Origin of the sequence: Micromonospora sp. NPDC049004, assembly GCF_040649315.1 — a bacterium.
In the GTDB taxonomy this organism is placed as follows: Bacteria; Actinomycetota; Actinomycetes; order Mycobacteriales; family Micromonosporaceae; genus Micromonospora.
In genome coordinates this window covers 252,973-271,209 of record NZ_JBEZFG010000006.1, presented here as the reverse complement: position 1 = coordinate 271,209, position 18,237 = coordinate 252,973, and the positions used below count along the sequence as shown (strand labels likewise).

14 protein-coding genes are annotated in these 18,237 nt (G+C 71.0%); 4 read left to right on the top strand and 10 right to left on the bottom strand.

The features are described from left to right. Positions 1-235: 235 nt before the first annotated feature. Positions 236-1,129 (top strand): SGNH/GDSL hydrolase family protein, encoded by an 894-nt coding sequence (locus AB0B97_RS19925; protein WP_357495337.1) that lies wholly within the window; start codon positions 236-238, stop codon positions 1,127-1,129. 133 nt (positions 1,130-1,262) lie between these two features. Here the strand turns inward: AB0B97_RS19925 and AB0B97_RS19920 are convergent, their stop codons facing one another. The 4 genes from AB0B97_RS19920 to AB0B97_RS19905 all read right to left on the bottom strand — a co-directional run bounded on the left by AB0B97_RS19920 (position 1,263) and on the right by AB0B97_RS19905 (position 5,609). Next, a complete protein-coding gene (locus AB0B97_RS19920) occupies positions 1,263-2,408 on the bottom strand; it encodes a DUF6596 domain-containing protein (RefSeq protein WP_357495696.1) in 1,146 nt (381 codons plus the stop codon). 8 nt (positions 2,409-2,416) lie between these two features. After that, complete coding sequence (locus AB0B97_RS19915; RefSeq protein WP_357495335.1) at positions 2,417-2,824, bottom strand: YciI family protein; 408 nt, start codon at positions 2,822-2,824, stop codon at positions 2,417-2,419. Between the two features lie 101 nt (positions 2,825-2,925). Beyond that, positions 2,926-3,990 carry a LacI family DNA-binding transcriptional regulator gene (locus AB0B97_RS19910; RefSeq protein ID WP_357495333.1) on the bottom strand — a complete coding sequence of 355 codons (1,065 nt, stop codon included), beginning with the start codon at positions 3,988-3,990 and terminating at the stop codon, positions 2,926-2,928. A gap of 44 nt (positions 3,991-4,034) precedes the next feature. Next, positions 4,035-5,609: a glycoside hydrolase family 43 protein gene (locus tag AB0B97_RS19905; protein ID WP_357495331.1), complete on the bottom strand. Its 1,575-nt coding sequence runs from the start codon at positions 5,607-5,609 to the stop codon at positions 4,035-4,037. Positions 5,610-6,087: 478 nt separating this feature from the next. On the opposite strand from AB0B97_RS19905, the gene AB0B97_RS19900 reads away from it, so the two are divergent. After that, on the top strand, positions 6,088-8,934 hold the full coding sequence (locus AB0B97_RS19900) for a glycoside hydrolase N-terminal domain-containing protein (protein ID WP_357495329.1): 2,847 nt from the start codon (positions 6,088-6,090) through the stop codon (positions 8,932-8,934). A gap of 71 nt (positions 8,935-9,005) precedes the next feature. Here AB0B97_RS19900 and AB0B97_RS19895 read toward each other — a convergent pair whose 3' ends face one another. Beyond that, positions 9,006-9,317: a hypothetical protein gene (locus tag AB0B97_RS19895; RefSeq protein ID WP_357495327.1), complete on the bottom strand. Its 312-nt coding sequence runs from the start codon at positions 9,315-9,317 to the stop codon at positions 9,006-9,008. A 45-nt stretch (positions 9,318-9,362) separates the two neighbouring features. Continuing rightward, positions 9,363-9,812: a hypothetical protein gene (locus AB0B97_RS19890; protein WP_357495325.1), complete on the bottom strand. Its 450-nt coding sequence runs from the start codon at positions 9,810-9,812 to the stop codon at positions 9,363-9,365. Positions 9,813-10,061: 249 nt separating this feature from the next. On the opposite strand from AB0B97_RS19890, the gene AB0B97_RS19885 reads away from it, so the two are divergent. Continuing rightward, positions 10,062-11,075, top strand: coding sequence for a LacI family DNA-binding transcriptional regulator (locus AB0B97_RS19885; RefSeq protein ID WP_234582897.1), 1,014 nt, complete (start codon positions 10,062-10,064; stop codon positions 11,073-11,075). A gap of 48 nt (positions 11,076-11,123) precedes the next feature. Here AB0B97_RS19885 and AB0B97_RS19880 read toward each other — a convergent pair whose 3' ends face one another. Genes AB0B97_RS19880 through AB0B97_RS19865 form a run of 4 tightly spaced genes read right to left on the bottom strand, consistent with a single transcriptional unit; the run spans position 11,124 to position 15,948 of the window. Next, complete coding sequence (locus AB0B97_RS19880; RefSeq protein ID WP_357495322.1) at positions 11,124-12,836, bottom strand: trehalase family glycosidase; 1,713 nt, start codon at positions 12,834-12,836, stop codon at positions 11,124-11,126. A gap of 56 nt (positions 12,837-12,892) precedes the next feature. Next, positions 12,893-13,717, bottom strand: a complete 825-nt coding sequence (locus AB0B97_RS19875) for a carbohydrate ABC transporter permease (protein ID WP_234582895.1) — start codon at positions 13,715-13,717, stop codon at positions 12,893-12,895. Further along, entirely contained in the window at positions 13,714-14,685 is a 972-nt protein-coding gene (locus AB0B97_RS19870; protein ID WP_234582894.1) for a sugar ABC transporter permease, read from the bottom strand. The genes AB0B97_RS19875 and AB0B97_RS19870 overlap by 4 nt, the downstream gene beginning before the upstream one ends. A gap of 18 nt (positions 14,686-14,703) precedes the next feature. Further along, on the bottom strand, positions 14,704-15,948 hold the full coding sequence (locus AB0B97_RS19865; RefSeq protein ID WP_357495320.1) for an extracellular solute-binding protein: 1,245 nt from the start codon (positions 15,946-15,948) through the stop codon (positions 14,704-14,706). 300 nt (positions 15,949-16,248) lie between these two features. Here AB0B97_RS19865 and AB0B97_RS19860 point away from each other — a divergent pair, with 300 nt between their 5' ends. Next, entirely contained in the window at positions 16,249-18,084 is a 1,836-nt protein-coding gene (locus tag AB0B97_RS19860; protein ID WP_357495318.1) for an RICIN domain-containing protein, read from the top strand. Positions 18,085-18,237 lie beyond the last annotated feature (153 nt).

Genomic DNA, 18,237 nt, shown 5'->3' with positions numbered 1-18,237 from the left:
GCTGCCGGTCCACAGGGAGCCAACGACATAGATCGCTGCCAATTTAACTCGTACGACATATGACGTCAACGTCGCCGACGTCCGGCGCGGACGCCGGGGGGGCCTGCCGCGCAGCCCTCCTGACCCACACTGTGGGACGGCATTTAGTGAGGGTCATCTATATTGACGCCACTCGGTGGGCGGCGACAGGATCTCGGCACCACCATCGCCACCGCGATCTCCCCTGGGAGGCGTCATGCCCCGTCCCCGCCTGCCGCTCCTGCGGGCAGCCACCCGACTCGCCGCGCTCGCCGCGGCCACCGCCGGTGTGCTGTTCGCCGTCGCCGCACCCGCCAGCGCCGCGGTCCCCACCGGCCGCTACGTCGCGCTCGGCGACTCGTACACCGCCGGTCCGCTGATCCCCACCCAGGTTGACCTCAACTGTCTCCGGTCGAACCGCAACTACCCCTCCCTGGTGGCCGCGTCCGCCGGCTCGACGTCGTTCGCCGACGTGAGCTGCTCCGGCGCCACCACCGACGACATCCTCTACGGCGGCAGCGGCCAACTGGGCATCAACCTGCCACCGCAGCTCAACGCGGTCACGTCGAGCACGGCGCTGGTCACGGTGCAGATCGGCGGCAACGACATCGGCTTCGCCGACATCATCGGCGAATGCGCGGAGGCGAGCCTCAGCAGCCCCCTCGGCTCGCCGTGCAAGAACCGGTACACCGCAGGCGGCACCGACCAGCTGCAGGCCCGGATCGCGGCCACCGTGCCGAAGGTGACGACCACGCTCCAGGCGATCCGCCGCGCCGCACCGAGCGCGCGGATCGTGGTGCTCGGATACCCGGCGATCCTGCCCGACAGCGGCTACGGCTGCTGGCCCGTCGTCCCGATCGCCTACCAGGACGTGCCCTACCTGCGCGGCATCGAGAAGTCGCTCAACGCCATGCTGGCCAGCGCCGCGGGGGCGAACGGCGCCACCTACGCCGACGTCTACACGCCGTCGATCGGTCGGGACGCCTGCAAGAGCAGCAGCACCCGTTGGGTCGAGGGGCTGGTACCGCAGAACGCGGCCGCGCCCTTCCACCCGAACGCGCGCGGTGAGCAGGGCATGAGCACCGCGCTGCTCGCCACGCTGAACCGCTGACCGAGCGGGATCACTCGTGCCGGCCCCGTCACGCGACGACGGCGGGGCCGGCGGTCGAAGCCGGTCCGGATGACAGGTGCTCTGCGTCGTTGCCGTCGTCGACCGGCGCGTTGCCCGCGTCGGTCGGGCGCCGTCACCGCTGTCGGCGGGCGTTGAGCCGGGCGGCCTGGCGTGTCAGGTGGTCGCGCTCGGCGAGGTTGGGGGCCTGGTGGGCCGCCTCGACGTACAGGCGTGCCGCCGTCGCGAGGTCGCCGTCGCGCTCGTGCAGGTACGCCGCCACCGCCGTGTGACGGGGCAGCGAGTCGTCAAGCGCCGCGAGCGCCGCCAGGCCGGCCCGGGCCCCGTCGGCCTCGCCGACGGCCACCGCGCGGTTGAGCCGGACGACCGGGCTGTCGGTCAGGCGTGCCAGCTCGTCGTACCACTCGACGATCTGCACCCAGTCGGTCTCCTCGGCGGTGGGCGCGTCGGCGTGCAGCGCCGCGATGGCGGCCTGGGCCTGAAACTCGCCCAGCCGGTCGCGGGCGAGGGCCGCCTGGAGGATGTCGACACCCTCGGCGATGAGTGCGGTGTCCCACCGGCCGCGGTCCTGCTCGGCGAGCGGCACCAGGCTGCCGTCGGACGCGGTCCGGCTGGCCCGTCGGGCGTGGTGCAGCAGCATGAGAGCGAGCAGCCCCGCCACCTCGGGATGGTCGATGGCGGCGGCGAGCTGCCGGGTGAGCCGGATGGCCTCGGCGGCGAGGTCGACGTCGCCGGTGTAGCCCTCGTTGAAGACCAGGTAGAGGACGCGCAGCACGGTCGCGACGTCACCGGGCTGGTCGAACCGCACGGTGGAGACGGTGCGTTTGGCCCGGCTGATACGTTGCGCCATGGTCGCCTCGGGCACCAGGTAGGCGTCGGCGATCTGACGGGTGGTCAGCCCGCCCACGGCCCGTAGCGTGAGCGCGACGGCGGACGACGGCGTCAGCGACGGGTGGGCGCAGAGAAAGTAGAGCTGGAGGTTGTCGTCCACCGCCGGCGTGGGCCCGGGCGCCGGCTCGGAGTCGACGAGGTCCTCACGACGGCGACGGGCGGCGTCCGCCCTCGTGGTGTCGAGGAACCGGCGCCAGGCCACGGTGATCAGCCAGCCCCTGGGGTCCCGCGGCGGGTCGGCCGGCCAGACGCGGATAGCCTCGACCAGCGCGTCCTGTACGGCGTCCTCGGCCGCCGCGAAGTCAGCTCCGCGGCGGACGAGGATGCCGAGCACGCCCGGCGTGAGGCTCCGGAGCAGTGCGTCGTTCATCGCCGAGGTCACTCGGCGATGGTGGGGGGCTCGGTCAGGAAGGGGCGCACCTCGAGCCACTCGTGGATCGGCTTCCCGCCCGCCCCCGGAGCGGCCGACAGTTCGCCGGCCAGCTCGACGGCGCGTTCGTACGTGTCGACGTCGATCACCATCCAGCCGGCGATGAGGTCCTTGGTCTCGGCGAACGGGCCGTCGGTGACCGGGGGGCGTCCCGGGCCGTCGTAGCGGACCCACGCTCCCTCGGGGGCGAGCGCCTGACCGTCGATGAACTCACCGGTCTTCTCCAGTCGGGACGCGAAATCGTTCATGTACTGCATGTGCGCCGAGATCTCCTCCGGCGTCCACCGGTCCATCGGCACGTCGTTGACCCCGGCCGGGGCGCCGCGGTAGTGCTTCAGCAGCAGGTACTTCGCCATCGTCGTGTTCCTCCTCGCTGGTGTGACCCGTTCCGGTCACGTTCACCTCGGGGACGGAGCCGCGCGCCGTTTCTCGACATGGCCGCCAAGAAATTTCTGGCTCACGGGCGGAGGGTGGCCTCCGACAACCGCGAACCGGGCGGCCCGGTGCTGGCACGCACGACCAGCGCGGTGCCGAGCTCGTACCGCTCCTGGGCCAGCGCATGGCCGTCGGTCAGCGCCAACGCGAGCCGGGCGGCGGTGGCCCCGATCTCGCTGAACGGCTGTCGCACCGTGGTGAGAGGTGGCGTGGTCCAGGCCGCCTGGTCCACGTCGTCGAAGCCGACGACGCTGAGGTCGTCGGGGATTCGCAGACCGGCCTCGTAGGCCGCCGTGTAGACGCCGAGCGCCTGCAGGTCGTTGCCGCATACGACGGCGGTGGGGGGTTCGGCCAGGGTCAGCAACTCGCGGCCGAGGTCACGGCCGTCCTCGAAGCTGAAGACTCCGCGCCGTTCGAGGCTGCTGTCGAACGGAACGCCGGCATGGTCCAGCGCGGCTCGGAAGCCGTCCAGGCGAGCCCGCGCCGACAGATCCTGCTCCGGCCCGGTGACCACGCCGATCCGTCGGTGGCCGAGGTCCAGCAGATGCCGGGTGGCGGTCAGGGCGCCGCTCCAGTTGTTCGACCCGACGGCGGGCGTGGGGAACAGCTCGCCGACCGGGTCGATCGCCACGAGCGGGATGCCCATGGCGGTGAGCTGTCTGCCGTGCTCGGCGGTGACCAGGGAGCAGACCGCGATGACGGCGGTGGGCTGTCGCAGCAGCAGCGGCTCCATCCAGGGCAGCCCCGCCGCCACCCGATGGCGGATGTCGATGAAGCCGACCGTGCAGTCCCGGGAGCCGGCGACCTCCTGGATCCCCCGCAGGATCTCCAGGGCGATCGAGGGCAGCATCCGGTGAAAGAGCACCTCGATGCAGAGCGTCCTCGCGGCGGTCTCCGGCCGGCGGTAGCCATGGTCACGCAGCAGTGCCTCCACCCGCTGCCGGGTCTGCTCGCCCACCCCGGCGCGACCGTTGAGAACCTTCGACACCGTGGGAGGGGACACCCCGGCGAGCTCGGCGATCGTGGCGATGGGCAGGTCACCGCGCCGGGGCTTGCGCGCGTGATGCCGCCGGCTCTCCTCGATCACACGGGGAGTCTACGGTGATCCCTCGATGGCGAGCCGGTCCGCGCTCAGTCGGTAGGCCGCGCTGCCGGCCGGTAGTCGAACCAGTCGAAGGCGGCGCTGTCCCCGGTCACGTACATGCCGATGACCCGGCCGGTGAAGCCGCCGGCGACCTCGGTGGACAGGTAGCGCCCGTCGAGTTCGGCCAACAGGACGCGGCCCTCGGAGGTCTCCACCTCGAACGCGATCATGTCGGAGGTGGCGGGGCGTACGCCGAAGGGTTCGTCAGCGGCCGCCAGCCCCGCGGCCGAGGTCACGGTCGGCGGGTAGAGGCAGTGGGTCCGGGTGGCGATCGTCAGAACCAGCGGGCCGGCGGGTACGTCGAGGGACGCGAAGACCTGCCGGAACGGCCCGACCCGGCCGACGACGCGGACGCTGCCGCCGCCGACCTCCAGGTCGTAGTGGTGCGCCTCGTCGATGCGGATGGTGAGCCCGGTCGTGCCGCTGCCCGGATCGACCCGCGTGCTGGCCCGGCAGTCATGGTGGCGCTGGCGCGTCGCCACCATCGTCGCGCCGGCGCGGTCCAGCGTCGTACCGGTGGCGTGCAGGGTGAGCCATCCGGGCCGCTCGGTCAGCGACCAGGCCGCGTCGGGGCGGGAGCGGGGCGAGATCCAGCCGGGCGCGAGGGTTGTCGCGTCGAAGTCGTCGTGGTGGGCGACCGGGCCGGGCGGGGCCGCGAGGGCCGGTGCGCTGCCGGCGGGCGCCGCGGTGACCTCCCGGACGACGTCCACGACGGGCCACCCGCCGTCCCAGCGAACCGGCGCGAGGAACGTCTCGCGGCCGAGCACGTGAAAGGGCGGCCACTGGCCCTTCGCCCGGATGCCCAGAAGGACCATCCACCAGCTGCCGTCGGTGGCCTGCACCAGATCGGCGTGCCCGGCGGCCTGCACCGGCAGGTTGGTGCTGCGGTGCGTGAGGACGGGGTTGCTCGGCGCGGGCTCGAAGGGCCCCCGGGGGCTGCGTGCGCGGGCGACCGACACGGCGTGGCCGGTGTGCGTGCCACCCTCGGAGAGCAGCAGGTACCACCAGTCGCCGATCCGGTAGAGGTGCGGCGCCTCCGGGTACTGGCCGCCGGTGCCGGACCAGAGCGGGATCGGCCCCTCCAGCACCTGACCCCGGTCCGGGTCGATCCGGTAGGCGTCCACCCCCGAGGTCGTCAGCCAGCAGGTGCCGTCGTCGTCCCAGGCCAGGGACGGGTCGACGTGGGGGAGGTCGAGGTAGACCGGCTCGGACCACGGGCCGGCGGGGTCCCGAGCGGTGACGATGAGGTGGCGGCCCAGGCTGACGTTGGTGGTGATCATCCAGAACCGGCCGTCGTGGTGGCGGATGGTCGGCGCGAAGATGCCTCGGGACGCGTCGGCGTCCGGCGGGATCTCCAGCTGGCTGGGACGGTCGAGGATGTTACCGATCTGTCGCCAGTTCACCAGGTCCCGACTGTGCAGCAGCGGTACGCCCGGAAAGTACTCGAAGCTGGAGCAGGCCAGGTAGTAGTCCTCGCCGACCCGGCAGACACTCGGATCGGGATAGAAGCCGGGCACGACCGGATTGCGGTAGCCCGAGACGGCAGCCGTGCCTGCGAACACTGGGTGCACCTCCCCGCGCGGTCCCTGCCCGATGCCACAGAATGTTCGCGATAACATCGTGTGTCCTGGATGCTACGAAGATGCCGTCGGGATGGCAACCCGGTCCTCGCGTCGGGGCGGGGGCCAGCCGCGCGACCTCGCGGGGACGCTGGCGGGAAACATGGCCGACATCTCTTGACGAGCGGCACTGCCATCTACGAAGGTCTATAGAGGGTGAGTTGACGCGCCGCTGGGAGCTCGGGGCGTCGGTCCCCGGCTGTGAACGGTGCTGCAGGGTGCGAACGGGCGGCACTTGTTAGCGCTAACAGCAGGGCGCTTCACCACACGTCCAACGACAGCGGCCGTACGTCTCGCACGGGACCTCGAACGGCGCGCTGGCCGTGGGCACGTCCCCGACATTCGACTTCCTCAACGGTGGCCCGGCAGGGGCGCCGTTCTTCACCCTCCTGCGCCGCTAGCTGCGCTGATTGGAGAGACCATGCCTGACGTGACACGAAGGAACGTGCTGAGGGCCGGTGCGGCGGGCGCCGGAGCCGCGCTGCTGCCGGTCGCGTGGTCCGCCGTCGCCCGCGCCGGCTCGGTGGCGCCGTCGCAGGTGCTCGCCGCCGGCGACATGGCCCTCTGGTACGACGAACCCGCGGGCACCGACTGGCTACGGGCGCTGCCGATCGGCAACGGCCGGCTCGGCGCGATGGTGTTCGGCAACGTCGACACCGAACGGCTGCAGCTCAACGAGGACACCATCTGGGCCGGCGGCCCGTACGACTCCGCCAACACCCGGGGAGCGGCAAACCTGGCCGAGATCCGGCGGCGTGTCTTCGCGGACCAGTGGACCCAGGCGCAGGACCTCATCAACCAGACGATGATGGGAACCCCGGGCGGCCAGCTCGCCTACCAGCCGGTGGGCAACCTCCGGCTGGCCTTCTCCTCGGCCAGCGCGTCGCAGTACAACCGGACGCTGGACCTCACCACCGCCACCGTCACCACGACGTACGTGCTCAACGGTGTCCGGTACCAGCGTGAGGCGTTCGCCAGCGCTCCCGACGGGGTGATCGTGCTCCGGCTGACCGCCGACCGCGCCAACTCGATCACGTTCAACGCCACCTTCGACAGTCCGCAGCGGACGACCATGTCGAGCCCGGACGCCGCCACGATCGCCGTCGACGGCATCTCCGGCGCCATGGAAGGCGTCAACGGGTCGGTGCGCTTCCTCGCCCTGGCCCAGGCGGTCGCGACCGGCGGCACGGTCAGCAGTTCCGGAGGCACCCTGCGCGTCTCCGGCGCCACGAGCGTGACCGTACTGATCTCGATCGGCTCCAGCTACGTCAACTACCGCATCGTCAACGGCGACTACCAGGGCATCGCGCGCAGCCGCCTCACCGCCGCCCGGGGCGTGGGCGTCGATCAGCTGCGCAGTCGGCACCTCGCCGACTACCAGGCCCTGTTCAACCGGGTGAGCATCGACCTGGGTCGTACGGCCGCCGCCGATCAGCCGACCGACGTGCGGATCGCCCAGCACGCGAGCACCAACGACCCGCAGTTCTCCGCCCTGCTGTTCCAGTACGGCCGCTACCTGCTGATCTCCTCGTCGCGGCCGGGCACCCAGCCGGCGAACCTCCAGGGCATCTGGAACGACTCCATGACGCCGCCCTGGGACTCGAAGTACACCATCAACGCCAACCTGCCGATGAACTACTGGCCCGCCGACACGACGAACCTCGCCGAGTGCTTCCTGCCGGTCTTCGACATGATCAAGGACCTCACGGTGACCGGTGCGCGCGTCGCCCAGGCGCAGTACGGCGCCGGCGGCTGGGTCACCCACCACAACACGGACGGGTGGCGCGGCGCCTCGGTCGTCGACGGGGCACTGTGGGGCATGTGGCAGACCGGCGGCGCCTGGTTGTCCACCCTCATCTGGGAGCACTACCTGTTCACCGGCGACGTCGGCTTCCTGTCGGCCAACTACCCGGCCCTCAAGGGCGCCGCCCAGTTCTTCCTCGACACGCTGGTGGCCCACCCGACGCTCGGCTACCTGGTCACGAACCCGTCGAACTCGCCCGAGCTGCCGCACCACTCGAACGCCAGTGTCTGCGCGGGCCCCACCATGGACAACCAGATCCTGCGGGACCTGTTCGACGCGGTCGCCCGCGCCAGCGAGGTGCTCGGCGTCGACACGACGTTCCGCTCCCAGGTGCGCACGGCCCGGGACCGGCTGGCGCCCACGAAGGTCGGCTCGCGCGGCAACGTCCAGGAGTGGCTCGCCGACTGGGTCGAGACCGAGCGGAACCACAGGCACGTCTCGCACCTGTACGGCCTGCATCCCAGCAACCAGATCACCAGGCGGGGCACCCCGCAGCTGTACGAGGCCGCGCGCCGGACGTTGGAGCTGCGCGGCGACGACGGCACCGGCTGGTCCCTCGCGTGGAAGATCAACTACTGGGCCCGGCTGGAGGACGGCACCCGCGCCCACAAGCTCCTGAAGGACCTCGTGCGCACCGACCGGCTCGCGCCGAACATGTTCGACCTGCACCCACCGTTCCAGATCGACGGCAACTTCGGCGCGACCTCCGGCATCGCCGAGATGGTCCTGCACAGCCACAACGGCGAGCTGCACCTGCTGCCGGCGCTGCCGAGCGCCTGGCCCACCGGCCAGGTCGCGGGGCTCCGCGCTCGCGGCGGATACACCGTCGGCGTGGCCTGGACCAGCGGGCAGGCCGACGAGATCAGCGTCCGCGCCGACCGGGACGGCACCCTACGACTCCGCTGCCGGCTCTTCACCGGTTCCTTCACCGTCGTCGACGTCACCGACGACAGCACGCCCACCACCACCCGACCCGAGACGGACGTCGTCCAACTCGCCGTCCGCGCCGGGCACACCTACCGCGCCGCGCGGCCCGGTGTGACACCGTCACCGACGCTGACCAGCACGCCCTCGCCCACCGTCTCGCCGACCCCGAGTCCGACCGACACACCGAGCCCGATCCCGACGCCGACGCCGACCGTGTCCAGCACGCCCTCGCCGTCCGGCGCGCGGGCCACGTACACGGTGACGAACTCGTGGTCGGGCGGCTTCCAGGGCTCGGTCACGGTGACCGCCGGCGCGACGGCGATCCGGGGCTGGACGGTCTCCTGGACGTTCCCCAACGGGCAGGCGATCACCCAGATCTGGGGTGGCACGCACACCCAGAGCGGTGCGAACGTGCGGGTGACGAACGTCGACTACAACGGGTCGCTGCCGGCCGGTGGCTCCACCACGTTCGGCTTCCTCGCCTCCGCGACGGGAACCAACAACCCGCCGACCGACATCACCTGCACGACCACCTGAGCTGGCGCGTTCCCGCCCGCCGCCGGCCCCGCGTCGGCGGCGGGCCGGGCGCGCTGCCCACCCGCTGACTACTACGTCGCGTCGCCACCGGTCCCTCGGGGCCGCCCGCGCCACCGCTGGTGTCGCCAGACGGCGACCACGCAGGCCACCGCGATGAGCAGGGCCGCGGCGCCCTTCCAGGCGCGCTCCCACCACGGTCGGTCGGTGCCGAACGCCGCCTCGCCGCTCGCCATGACCCACACGCCCACCCACGCCCACTCCCAGCCGCGCGGCCAGGAGAACTCCTCCGGCGGGTCGGTGAACGCGCCGACCGCGATGACCGCAGCGCCGACGACGAGGACCAGCGGTACTCCGACGTCCGTGACGAACTCCCAGAACGACACCTGGCGATCATCGTCGTCGCGCGCAAGGGGCGCCAGAGCCGTGGCTCAGGAGACCGCCGCGCGCACCAGCTCGACGACCCTCTTCTCCACCTCGGGGCTCCAGGTCCGCAGCGCGTACGACACCGGCCAGAGGTCACCGTCGTCGAGGTTGGCCGTGTCCTGGAAGCCCAGGGTCGAGTAGCGGTAGTTGAACTTGCCGGAGTCCTGGAAGAAGACGACGATCTTGTCGGCCGCGTTCGCGTAGGCGGGCATGCCGTACCAGGTCTTCGGCGTCAGGTCGGGGGCGGCGGCGGTCACCGCCACGTGCACGCGCTCGGCGAGCGCGCGGTCGTCGGGCGCCATCTGCGCGATGCGGTCGAGGACCGCCTGCAACCCGTCGGCCCGCTTGGCGCCCTTCTTGCCCTCGGCGCGCAGTTCGGCCGCACGCTCCTTCATCGCGGCGCGCTCCTCGGCGCTGAAGCCGTCGGACTCGGTCGTGGAGGTCTTCGCGGACATGTTGGGCTCCCTCTCGATGTTCTCCGGCCCGGCGTAAGGCCGGCTACCTGGGAAAAGGCTAGGCCGGGCTGCCGGCCGGGCGCTTCTTGATTCCTGACCGGGTCGCCTCGGGCGCAACGGGCGGGTCGACCCGGTCGGGCAGGCCGAACGGGCCGGGCGGGGCGTCCGGGCGTCGGCGCGAAGCGCCTATGCTCGGAACCGGAGCTGGGCGCGTCCCCGTCGGGGCAGGAATCGATTCGAGGGCGGCGTATGAACATCGGGGAGATCGCCCGGCGGGCGGGGGTGTCCCGCAGCACCGTGTCGTACGTGCTGAGCGGCAAGCGGACCGTCTCGGAGGCGACCCGGCAGCGGATCCAGGCGGTCATCGACGAGCTGGACTACCGGCCGAACGCCAGCGCCCGCGCCCTCAAGGAGGGGCGTACGCGCACCCTCGGGCTGGTGATCCCACCGGCGAGCCAGCGGTTGACCGACATGCAGCTGGGCTTCGTCGCCAGCGTCGTCGAGGCCGCCGCCCGCCACGACCTGGATGTGCTGCTGTCCCCGTCCGGTGGCGACCACGACAGGTCGTTCGAGCGGATCGTCAGCGGGCGTCGGGTGGACGGCGTGGTCCTCATGGAGATCCGCTTGGAGGACGACCGGGTCACGCGCCTGGCCAGAACGGGTCTGCCGTTCGTCACTATCGGTCGGACGGCGCAGGCGCACGGCATGAGCTGGGTCGACATCGACTACGCCGGGCTGATCGCGCGCTGTGTGCACCACCTGGCCGATCTGGGGCATCGGCACGTGGCGCTGGTCAACCGCTCCGCCGAGTTGGTGGCGGCGGGTTACGGGCCCAGCCACCGCGCCCTGGCCGGTTTCCAGGCGGCGGTGGCGGAACGGGGTCTGGTCGGCGTGGACGTCTGCTGCGGTGATGACACGGCCTCCGGTGAGGCGTGCGTCGAGCAGTTGCTCGGGACGCACCCGGACGTCACGGCGGTGGCCACCATCAACGAGGCGGCGTTGCCGGGCATGCAGCGGGCGCTGACCAGCGCCGGGTTGTCCGTTCCGGCCGACTTCTCCGTCACCGGGGTCGCCGCCCAGCACTGGGCGGAGGACTTCCGCCCACCGCTGACCGCTGCGGACGTGCCCATGCGGGACATGGGCGCGGAGGCGGTGGCACTGCTGCTGGAGATCATCGCGGCCCCCGGCAGCGTGCCGCGGCACCGCCTCTACAGCCCACCCATCTCGCTGCGGTCCAGCACCGGCCCGGTCCGGACCGACTGATCCTCCACCCGTGCGCGGGCCCCGCCGATCGGGGCCCGCGCCGTCCGACTACCGTCGTGCGGCCCGGCGTTCCTCCTGGGCGGCCGCGAGGATGAGGTAGCTGCTGGCCGTCCAGGTGTACGCGCGATCCCGCAGCCCGGCGCCGGTCTCGGCGTCGAAGTTCTCCGCGAAACCGGACTTCTCGCACAGCGCGAGGAAGCGCTGGCTGATGTCGTCGGCGATCCCGGTGTGCCCGGCCCGCCGCAGACCGTCCTCGACCAGCACCGTGGAGGGCGCCCAGATCGGGCCCCGCCAGTAGCCGTCGGCCAGGTAGTGGGCCGAGTCCGTCGGTTCGGTGGCCAGCCCGTGCGTGGTGAGGTGGGTCTCGACGCCCCGGGCCAGCGCGTCGGCGATCGGGGCGGGCAGGTCGGCGCCGAGAGCGACGGGCATCAGATCGAGCAGGCTGCGGCTGGTCCGCCGCTGCCCGGTGTGCGGGCTGCGGGCGGTGAAGCGCTCACCGTCCCACAGCTGCCCGATCATTGCCGCGCGGATCCGGTCGGCCTCCCGGGACCACCGGTCGGCGGGTTCGCCCAGCTCGGTGGCGAGGTCGGCCAGGCACCGCAGCTGGGAGACCAGGAACGCGGCCAGGTCGGCGGTCTGCACGACCCGGCCGTCGTCGAACGTGGTGGCGTTGTCCCAGCCGCTGTCGTTGCCGTGCTGGTAATGCGGCAGGTCGTGGCCGGGCGCGCGGCGCGCGTCGAGCCAGAACCCGGTCCAGCGGGCCAACCGGTCGTACGTCTGCGCGAGCGCCGCCCGGTCCGGTGGCTCAGGGAGGCGTCGGCGCAGGTGGCGCAGCGCCCAGCCGTGGATGGGCGGCTTGACGTAGTTGTGCAGGACCTCCGAGTGGGTGACCGAGTCGGGCAGGGCGCCCGCGCCGTCCTGGTGGTCGAAGGGCAGGTGGAACTGGTGCCAGGCGAGCTCCGGCTCACCGGCCGCGAGCGCGATCGCGTTGAAGCAGTGGTCCCAGCTCCACACCTTGTCCATCCAGTGCTTGGACATCAGGACGGCGGGTCGGGTCACGAAGCCCGCCGGGGCGACGGTGGCGGACCACAGCACGTACGCGGCCAGTTCGGCGGCGGGCGTGTCCGCGCCGCGCCACGGCGCGATGGCGTCGACGAACGCGGCGAACTCGGCGCTGCGGTCGCGGCACACCTGGTCGAAGGGGACGGTGGTGGCGTACGGCCGGCGGGCGGTGGCGTACTCCTCGATGGCGATCTCCCAGGGCTCGTCGCCGGGGAGGTCCAGGCAGCGGTCGGCGGTGCCGAGCGCCTCGACGCCGTCGGCGCGGCGCAGCGCGCCGGAGAGCACCGTGACGCGGTAGCGTCGCCCGGTCTCGTACGAGGTGAAGACGTGTGCGCCGTCGACCGGGTCGAGGTAGAGGTAGGTGCCGCTGAACGGGGTGAGGGTGCCGGCGGCCGCGGCGATCCGCAGCCCGAGGTGCCGGCCCCGGATCCGCAGGGTGTCGGGTGTGTCGTAGACGGCCTCGATGTGACCGGAACCGGCACGCCAGGTCAGCAGCGCGGGCGTGGCCACGACGGTGGAGCCCGCGGCCGTGGGGGAGAGGCGCAGCACCGGGTGCAGCCCGGTCTGGTGCGACACCAGGTGCAGGTCGTCGGCGTACGTCTTCTCGGCTACCACCGGGGAGATGTTGAACCAGGATCCGCGGTAGCTGAACGGGATGTCCTGGATTCCGAACTCCGGACCGGACGGGGCGACGGTCATGGGTGGCGGGTGCCTTTCTGTGGTGCGGGTGGTCAGTCCTCGACCGCCGCGGATGGTCAGTCCTTGACGGCGCCGGCGGTCACGCCCATCGAGACGTACCGCTGCGCCAGGATCAGCAGCACGGCGGCGGGGATCGAGGCGACGACGGCGGTGGCCATGATGGCGTTCCACTGCTGGTTGTTGTTGCCGATGTAGTGGTAGATGCCGAGGGTGATCGGCTGGTGGTCGCCGCCGCCGGCCAGGGTCGAGGCGAAGATGAAGTCCGACCAGGACCATAGGAACGCGAAGAGCGACACCGTGACGATCGAGTTGCGGCTGACCGGCAGCACTATCGACCAGAAGGTGCGCAGCCGTCCCGCGCCGTCGACCACGGCGGCCTGGAGCAGTTCGTCGGGGATGCCGGACATGAAGGCCGTGAAGATCAGTACGGCGAACGGCACCGCGAGTGTCGTGTCGGCCAGGATCAGGCCCGGCAGCGTGTTGAGGACGCCGAGGGTGAGGTAGATGGCGTAGAAGCCCATCGCCATGATGATTCCCGGGATCATCTGGGCGATCAGCAGCAGGAAGCTCAGCGCCGGGCCGCCGGGTGGCCGCAGCTTCGCCAGCGCGTAACCGGCGGGGGCGGCGAGCGCCACGGTCAGTGCCACAGTGCCGAGCCCGACGAGAAAGCTGGTGCCGAGGTACGGCAGTTGCTGGTCGAGGACGGCCCGGTAGCCGTCCAGCGTGCCGTTGGTCGGGAACAGGTGCGGGGGACTGGCGCGCATGTCCTGGTCCCGGGTGAACGACACGTTGATCATCCAGTACACGGGGAAGAGCATCAGCCCGGTCAGCACCAGACCGACTGCGGTCTTCCACCAGACGCGACGCGGTGACGTGGTCATCGTAGGTGCTGCCTCCGTTGGGACCTGATGTAGACGAGCCCGGCGACCAGGGCCATCACGATGAGCAGGTTGCCGACGGCCGCGCCCGGACCGAACTCGGGCAGCAGGTTGCCGAAGCCGAGACGGTACGACCAGGTGGCGAGCGTGGCGGAGGAACCGGTCGGGCCGCCCCTGGTCATGATCCAGATGATGTCGAAGACCTTCAGCGTGTAGATCAGCCCCAGCAGCAGCGTGATCGCGGAGACCGGGCGCAACAGCGGGAACGTGATCGACCAGAACCGTTGCCAGCCGGTCGCGCCGTCGAGCGCGGACGCCTCGTAGACCTCGACCGGGATCGCTTGGAGCCCGCTGTAGAGCACCACCAGGTTGAACGGGATGCCGATCCAGATGTTCGCGATGATCACCGAGGTGAGCGACCAGGTCGGCGAGGTGAGCCAGTTGACCGGGTCGATCCCGACGACGCCCAGTGCGGCGTTGACCAACCCCGAGTCGCTGTTGAGCAACCACGACCAGGTCGAGGCCGACACGATCAGCGGCAGCAGCCACGGTACGAGGATCAGCGCCCGCAGGGTGCCCGACAGCGGGAAGTGCTGGCGGAAGAAGAGGGCCAGGGCCATGCCGATGCTGAACTGGAAGACGAGCGACGCGCCGGTGAAGATCAGCGTGTGTGCCAACGTCGGCCAGAACGCCGGGTCGGCCAGGACGGTGCGGTAGTTGTCCAGGCCGGCGAAGGGTGCGCCGCCCTGCACGAACGAGCGGACGGTGTACTCGCGCAGGCTCAGCTCGACGTTGCGGTAGAGCGGGTAGGCGTAGAAGGCCAGCAGGTAGACGACCGTCGGCGCCAGGAAGCCCCACGCCAGCCATCGTCCGGGCCGGCGGGTGCGAGGCGCGGGGGGCCCGGGTGGGGCGGCCTCAGCCGCCCCACCGTGGCCTCGCGTGGTGGTGGAGATACGCGTCGTGGGGGTCATCGTGTCGGTTCGACGCGCTTACTTGCTCGTGGCCGAGGCCTGCGCGGCGGTCAGCGCCTCCTGCGGCGACTTGCCGCCGCTCAGGGCTGCCTGCACGGCTGTCCACAGGGGTTCGGAGATCTTCGGGTACTTCGTGCCGAGGTTGTCACCGGTGCGACCCTTGGCCGCCCGGACGGCCTCCACCCAGACCTTGAGCTTGGGGTTCTCGGTAGCCTGCCGGTCCTGCACGGCGGCGACGGGCGCCACGTAGGAGAGCGTGGTGTCGGTGGTGAGGAGATTGTCGGCGCTGGTCAGGCAGGTGACGAGCTTCTGCGACGTCGCGTACCGGCCGGTCTTCTTCTGAACCGGGATGGAGACGAACTCGCCGCCGGTCGGCGCCGGGGCCGGCCCGCCCGCGCTGGCCGGGATCGCGATGGTGCCGTACGAGAAGCCGAGCTTCTCGGCGTTGGCCAGCTGCCAGGTGCCGTTCTCCGCGAACGCGAAGTCGCCGGTGGCGAACTCCTGCCAACTCGTGGTCTGGGTGTTGTTGATGACCGAGTTCGGGGCGTAGCCCTGCCCCAGCCAGTCCGTCCAGAGGCTCAGCGCGGACACCGCCTGCGGCGAGTCCAGGCTGGTCAGCTGGGCGCCCGATCCCCAGAACCAGGGCAGGAACTGGAAGCTGCCCTCCTCGGTGCCGATCGCGGAGAAGGTGATGCCCTTCTTGCCCTTGGCCTTGACCTTCGTCAGCGCCGCGGTCAGTGACGTCCAGTCCTTGACCGAGGCCGGGTCGACGCCGGCGGCGGTGAGCAGGTCCTTGTTGTAGTAGAGCGCGAGGGTGTTGGCCCCGATGGGCACCCCGTACGTCTTGCCCGCGCTCTGGCCGGCGCCGAGCAGGTTCGCCGCCATGCTCGACACGTCCAGCTTGTTCTCTTCGGTGGTGGTGAGCGCGCCGGCCTCGGCCAGTGTCGAGATGACCGGGTTGTCGACGATCAGCACGTCCGGCGAGTTGCTCTGCTGGGCGGCGAGCAGCGCCTTGTTGGTGAGGTCGGTGGTGTCGTAGCCGGTCCGCTCGACTGTCACGCCCGCCGAGGTGCCGCACTTCTTGAGCAGGGCGACCCAGTCGGAGTCGTCGGCGAACTGCGGATACGGGTCCCAGACGAGGTACGCGCCGCCACCGCCGTCGTCGGAGTCGCCGGACGACGACGAGCAGGCGCTGGCCGTCACCGCGGCGAGCGCTAGCACGGCAACGGCGGCCAGGCGCCGCCGTCGGTTGAGTCGTGTCATGTGCTGCCTCACTTCAAGTCGATCGTCAGGTGGGGTGTCGTGGGTTGACCGTCGCGGGCCGGACCACGTCCGACCATGAGGCGAACCGATTCGACGAAACGGTTCGCACGAAGATAGGACCGCCCATGCACGGTGGTCAAGGGTTGGCGAGCGTCCAGGGAGGCGCTGCTGGGAAACACCGGCTTCACGCGATCGTCGCTTCATTGACACAGGTGAGTCCCCGACCTACGATCCGTGCGAATCGATTCGCAAGCGCAGCCCTCCGGAGAGCGTCCCCCGCGCCCCACCAAGGAGCCGCCCGTGAAAACCCCGTCCCGCAGCAGGTCGGGGCGAGCCCACGCGCTCGTCGCCCGACTCGTCGTCGGCCTGCTCGCCGCAACCACCGCCGTCACCGTCGCCGCGTCCCCGGCCCAGGCCGCCGACGAGTCGATAAGCGTCAACTTCTCCACGACGACCGGCACGCCCACCTACCGCGCGTCCGGCTGGATCTACGGCATGACCGAGAACGCCAGTGGGCCGCCGGACCACTTCTACCGCGACGTCAACTTCCGCTACATGCGCGCCGGTGGTGCGCAGTTGCCCGGCAGTGGCTGGGTCGGCGGAAACTACGACCGCCGCTGGAACGCCACAGTCGCCCAGGCCCGTCGGACCGTCGCCCTCGGCGGGCAGTTCATCCTGTTGCCGCACGACCTGTGGGGCGCCGACGGCGCCGGCATCTCCCGCTTCCCGGGCGACAACGGCAACTGGACCGACTACGACAACTTCCTGACCCGGGTCATCAACGACGTCCGGGCGTCCGGCCTGTCGGTGCAGTGGGACATCTGGAACGAACCCAACATCACCATCTTCTGGAACCGGCCGATCTCCCAGTACCTCGAACTCTGGCGGCGCACGTACCAGCGCCTCCGGACGGAGTTCCCCAACCAGCTCATCGTCGGGCCGAGCTGCGCCTGCGTGCCGTCGACCAACCACGCGTTCTGGAACCAGTACCTGGACTTCGTGCGCTCGACCAACACGGTGCCGGACATCATCAGCTGGCACTCGCTGCCCGGCGACCCGGTCGCCAACGTCGCCGCCGCCAACGCCACCCTCGACCCGCGCGGCATCCCGCATCCCCGCCCGTACCAGATCAACGAGTACGGGGCGTCCAACGAGCAGAACCCGGCCGACGGCGCCTGGTACATCGCGCGCCTGGAGCGGGCCGGCGCGGACGGTCTGCGGGCCAACTGGGCCAGCGCCGGCAACCTGCACAACGACCTCGGCAACCTGCTGATCCGCAACTCGGCCGGCCAGCACCAGCCCAAGGGCGAGTGGTGGGTCTACCGCTACTACGCCTCCCAGGGCGGCCAGATCGTCTCGGTGACCGGCAGTCAGTCCTACGACGCGTACGCCACGAAGGCGAGCGGCGTGGCGAAGGTGCTGGTCGGTGGCGGTCGTACGACCGGGAACCTGGCCGTCAACCTGCAACGCCTCGACACGACGAGTGGCGTGGTGCAGAACAACCAGGTGCGGGTGCTCACGCAGCGCATCCCGTACAACAACGGTGGCGCGGTGCAGGGGCCGGTCACGGTCTCGAACAGCGTCGTCACCGTGTCCAACAACAACGCCACGGTGACCCTGCCGTACGCCAACCAGAACGACACGTACACGGTGACCCTGCTGCCGCCCTCGGAAGTGGGCTTCCAGTCGGTGGCGGTGGCCCAGCACTCGCAGCAGTGCCTGGACAATACCGGCCTGAGCACCGCCGACGGCAACGTCCAGCAGCAGTTCTACTGCGAGGGCGGTGACCAGCAGCTCTGGAACTTCCGGCCGGTCGCCGGCGTGGCCGACACGTACACGGTGGTCAACCAGCAGAGCGGCAAGTGCCTGGACGTCAGCGGCGTCTCCACCGCCAACGGCGCCGCAGTGCACCAGTGGACCTGCCAGAACGGGCTCAACCAGCAGTTCACCCTCCGGAAGGTGACCTACTCCGGTAACGACTCGCACGACTACCAGCTCGTCGCCCGGCACAGCGGCAAGTGTGTCGACGTCAACGGGGTCTCCACGGCGGCCCGCGCGACGGTCCTGCAGTGGACCTGTAACCCGGTCGGCCAGGGCAGTCCGCTGAACCAGACCTGGCGGATCTGGGGGCGGTAGGCGTCGCGGAAGAGGTCCGGCGGCGGCCGTCGGCACGGACGGCCACCGCCGGACTCCCGCCGAGCGGGCTTACATTGACACTCATCGAAAATTGATCCTACGATTGCCGCGAATCGATTCGGCTGCCCCCGCCACCACCACCCGCGGCGTCGG

Excerpts from the sequence above, each read along its gene's own strand:
- AB0B97_RS19870 (WP_234582894.1), bottom strand. The coding sequence starts at position 14,685 with ATGACCCCCACGACGCGTATCTCCACCACCACGCGAGGCCACGGTGGG.
- AB0B97_RS19900 (WP_357495329.1), top strand. The coding sequence starts at position 6,088 with ATGCCTGACGTGACACGAAGGAACGTGCTGAGGGCCGGTGCGGCGGGC.
- AB0B97_RS19890 (WP_357495325.1), bottom strand. The coding sequence starts at position 9,812 with ATGTCCGCGAAGACCTCCACGACCGAGTCCGACGGCTTCAGCGCCGAG.
- AB0B97_RS19880 (WP_357495322.1), bottom strand. The coding sequence starts at position 12,836 with ATGACCGTCGCCCCGTCCGGTCCGGAGTTCGGAATCCAGGACATCCCG.
- AB0B97_RS19925 (WP_357495337.1), top strand. The coding sequence starts at position 236 with ATGCCCCGTCCCCGCCTGCCGCTCCTGCGGGCAGCCACCCGACTCGCC.
- AB0B97_RS19865 (WP_357495320.1), bottom strand. The coding sequence starts at position 15,948 with ATGACACGACTCAACCGACGGCGGCGCCTGGCCGCCGTTGCCGTGCTA.
- AB0B97_RS19885 (WP_234582897.1), top strand. The coding sequence starts at position 10,062 with ATGAACATCGGGGAGATCGCCCGGCGGGCGGGGGTGTCCCGCAGCACC.
- AB0B97_RS19915 (WP_357495335.1), bottom strand. The coding sequence starts at position 2,824 with ATGGCGAAGTACCTGCTGCTGAAGCACTACCGCGGCGCCCCGGCCGGG.
- AB0B97_RS19920 (WP_357495696.1), bottom strand. The coding sequence starts at position 2,408 with ATGAACGACGCACTGCTCCGGAGCCTCACGCCGGGCGTGCTCGGCATC.
- AB0B97_RS19875 (WP_234582895.1), bottom strand. The coding sequence starts at position 13,717 with ATGACCACGTCACCGCGTCGCGTCTGGTGGAAGACCGCAGTCGGTCTG.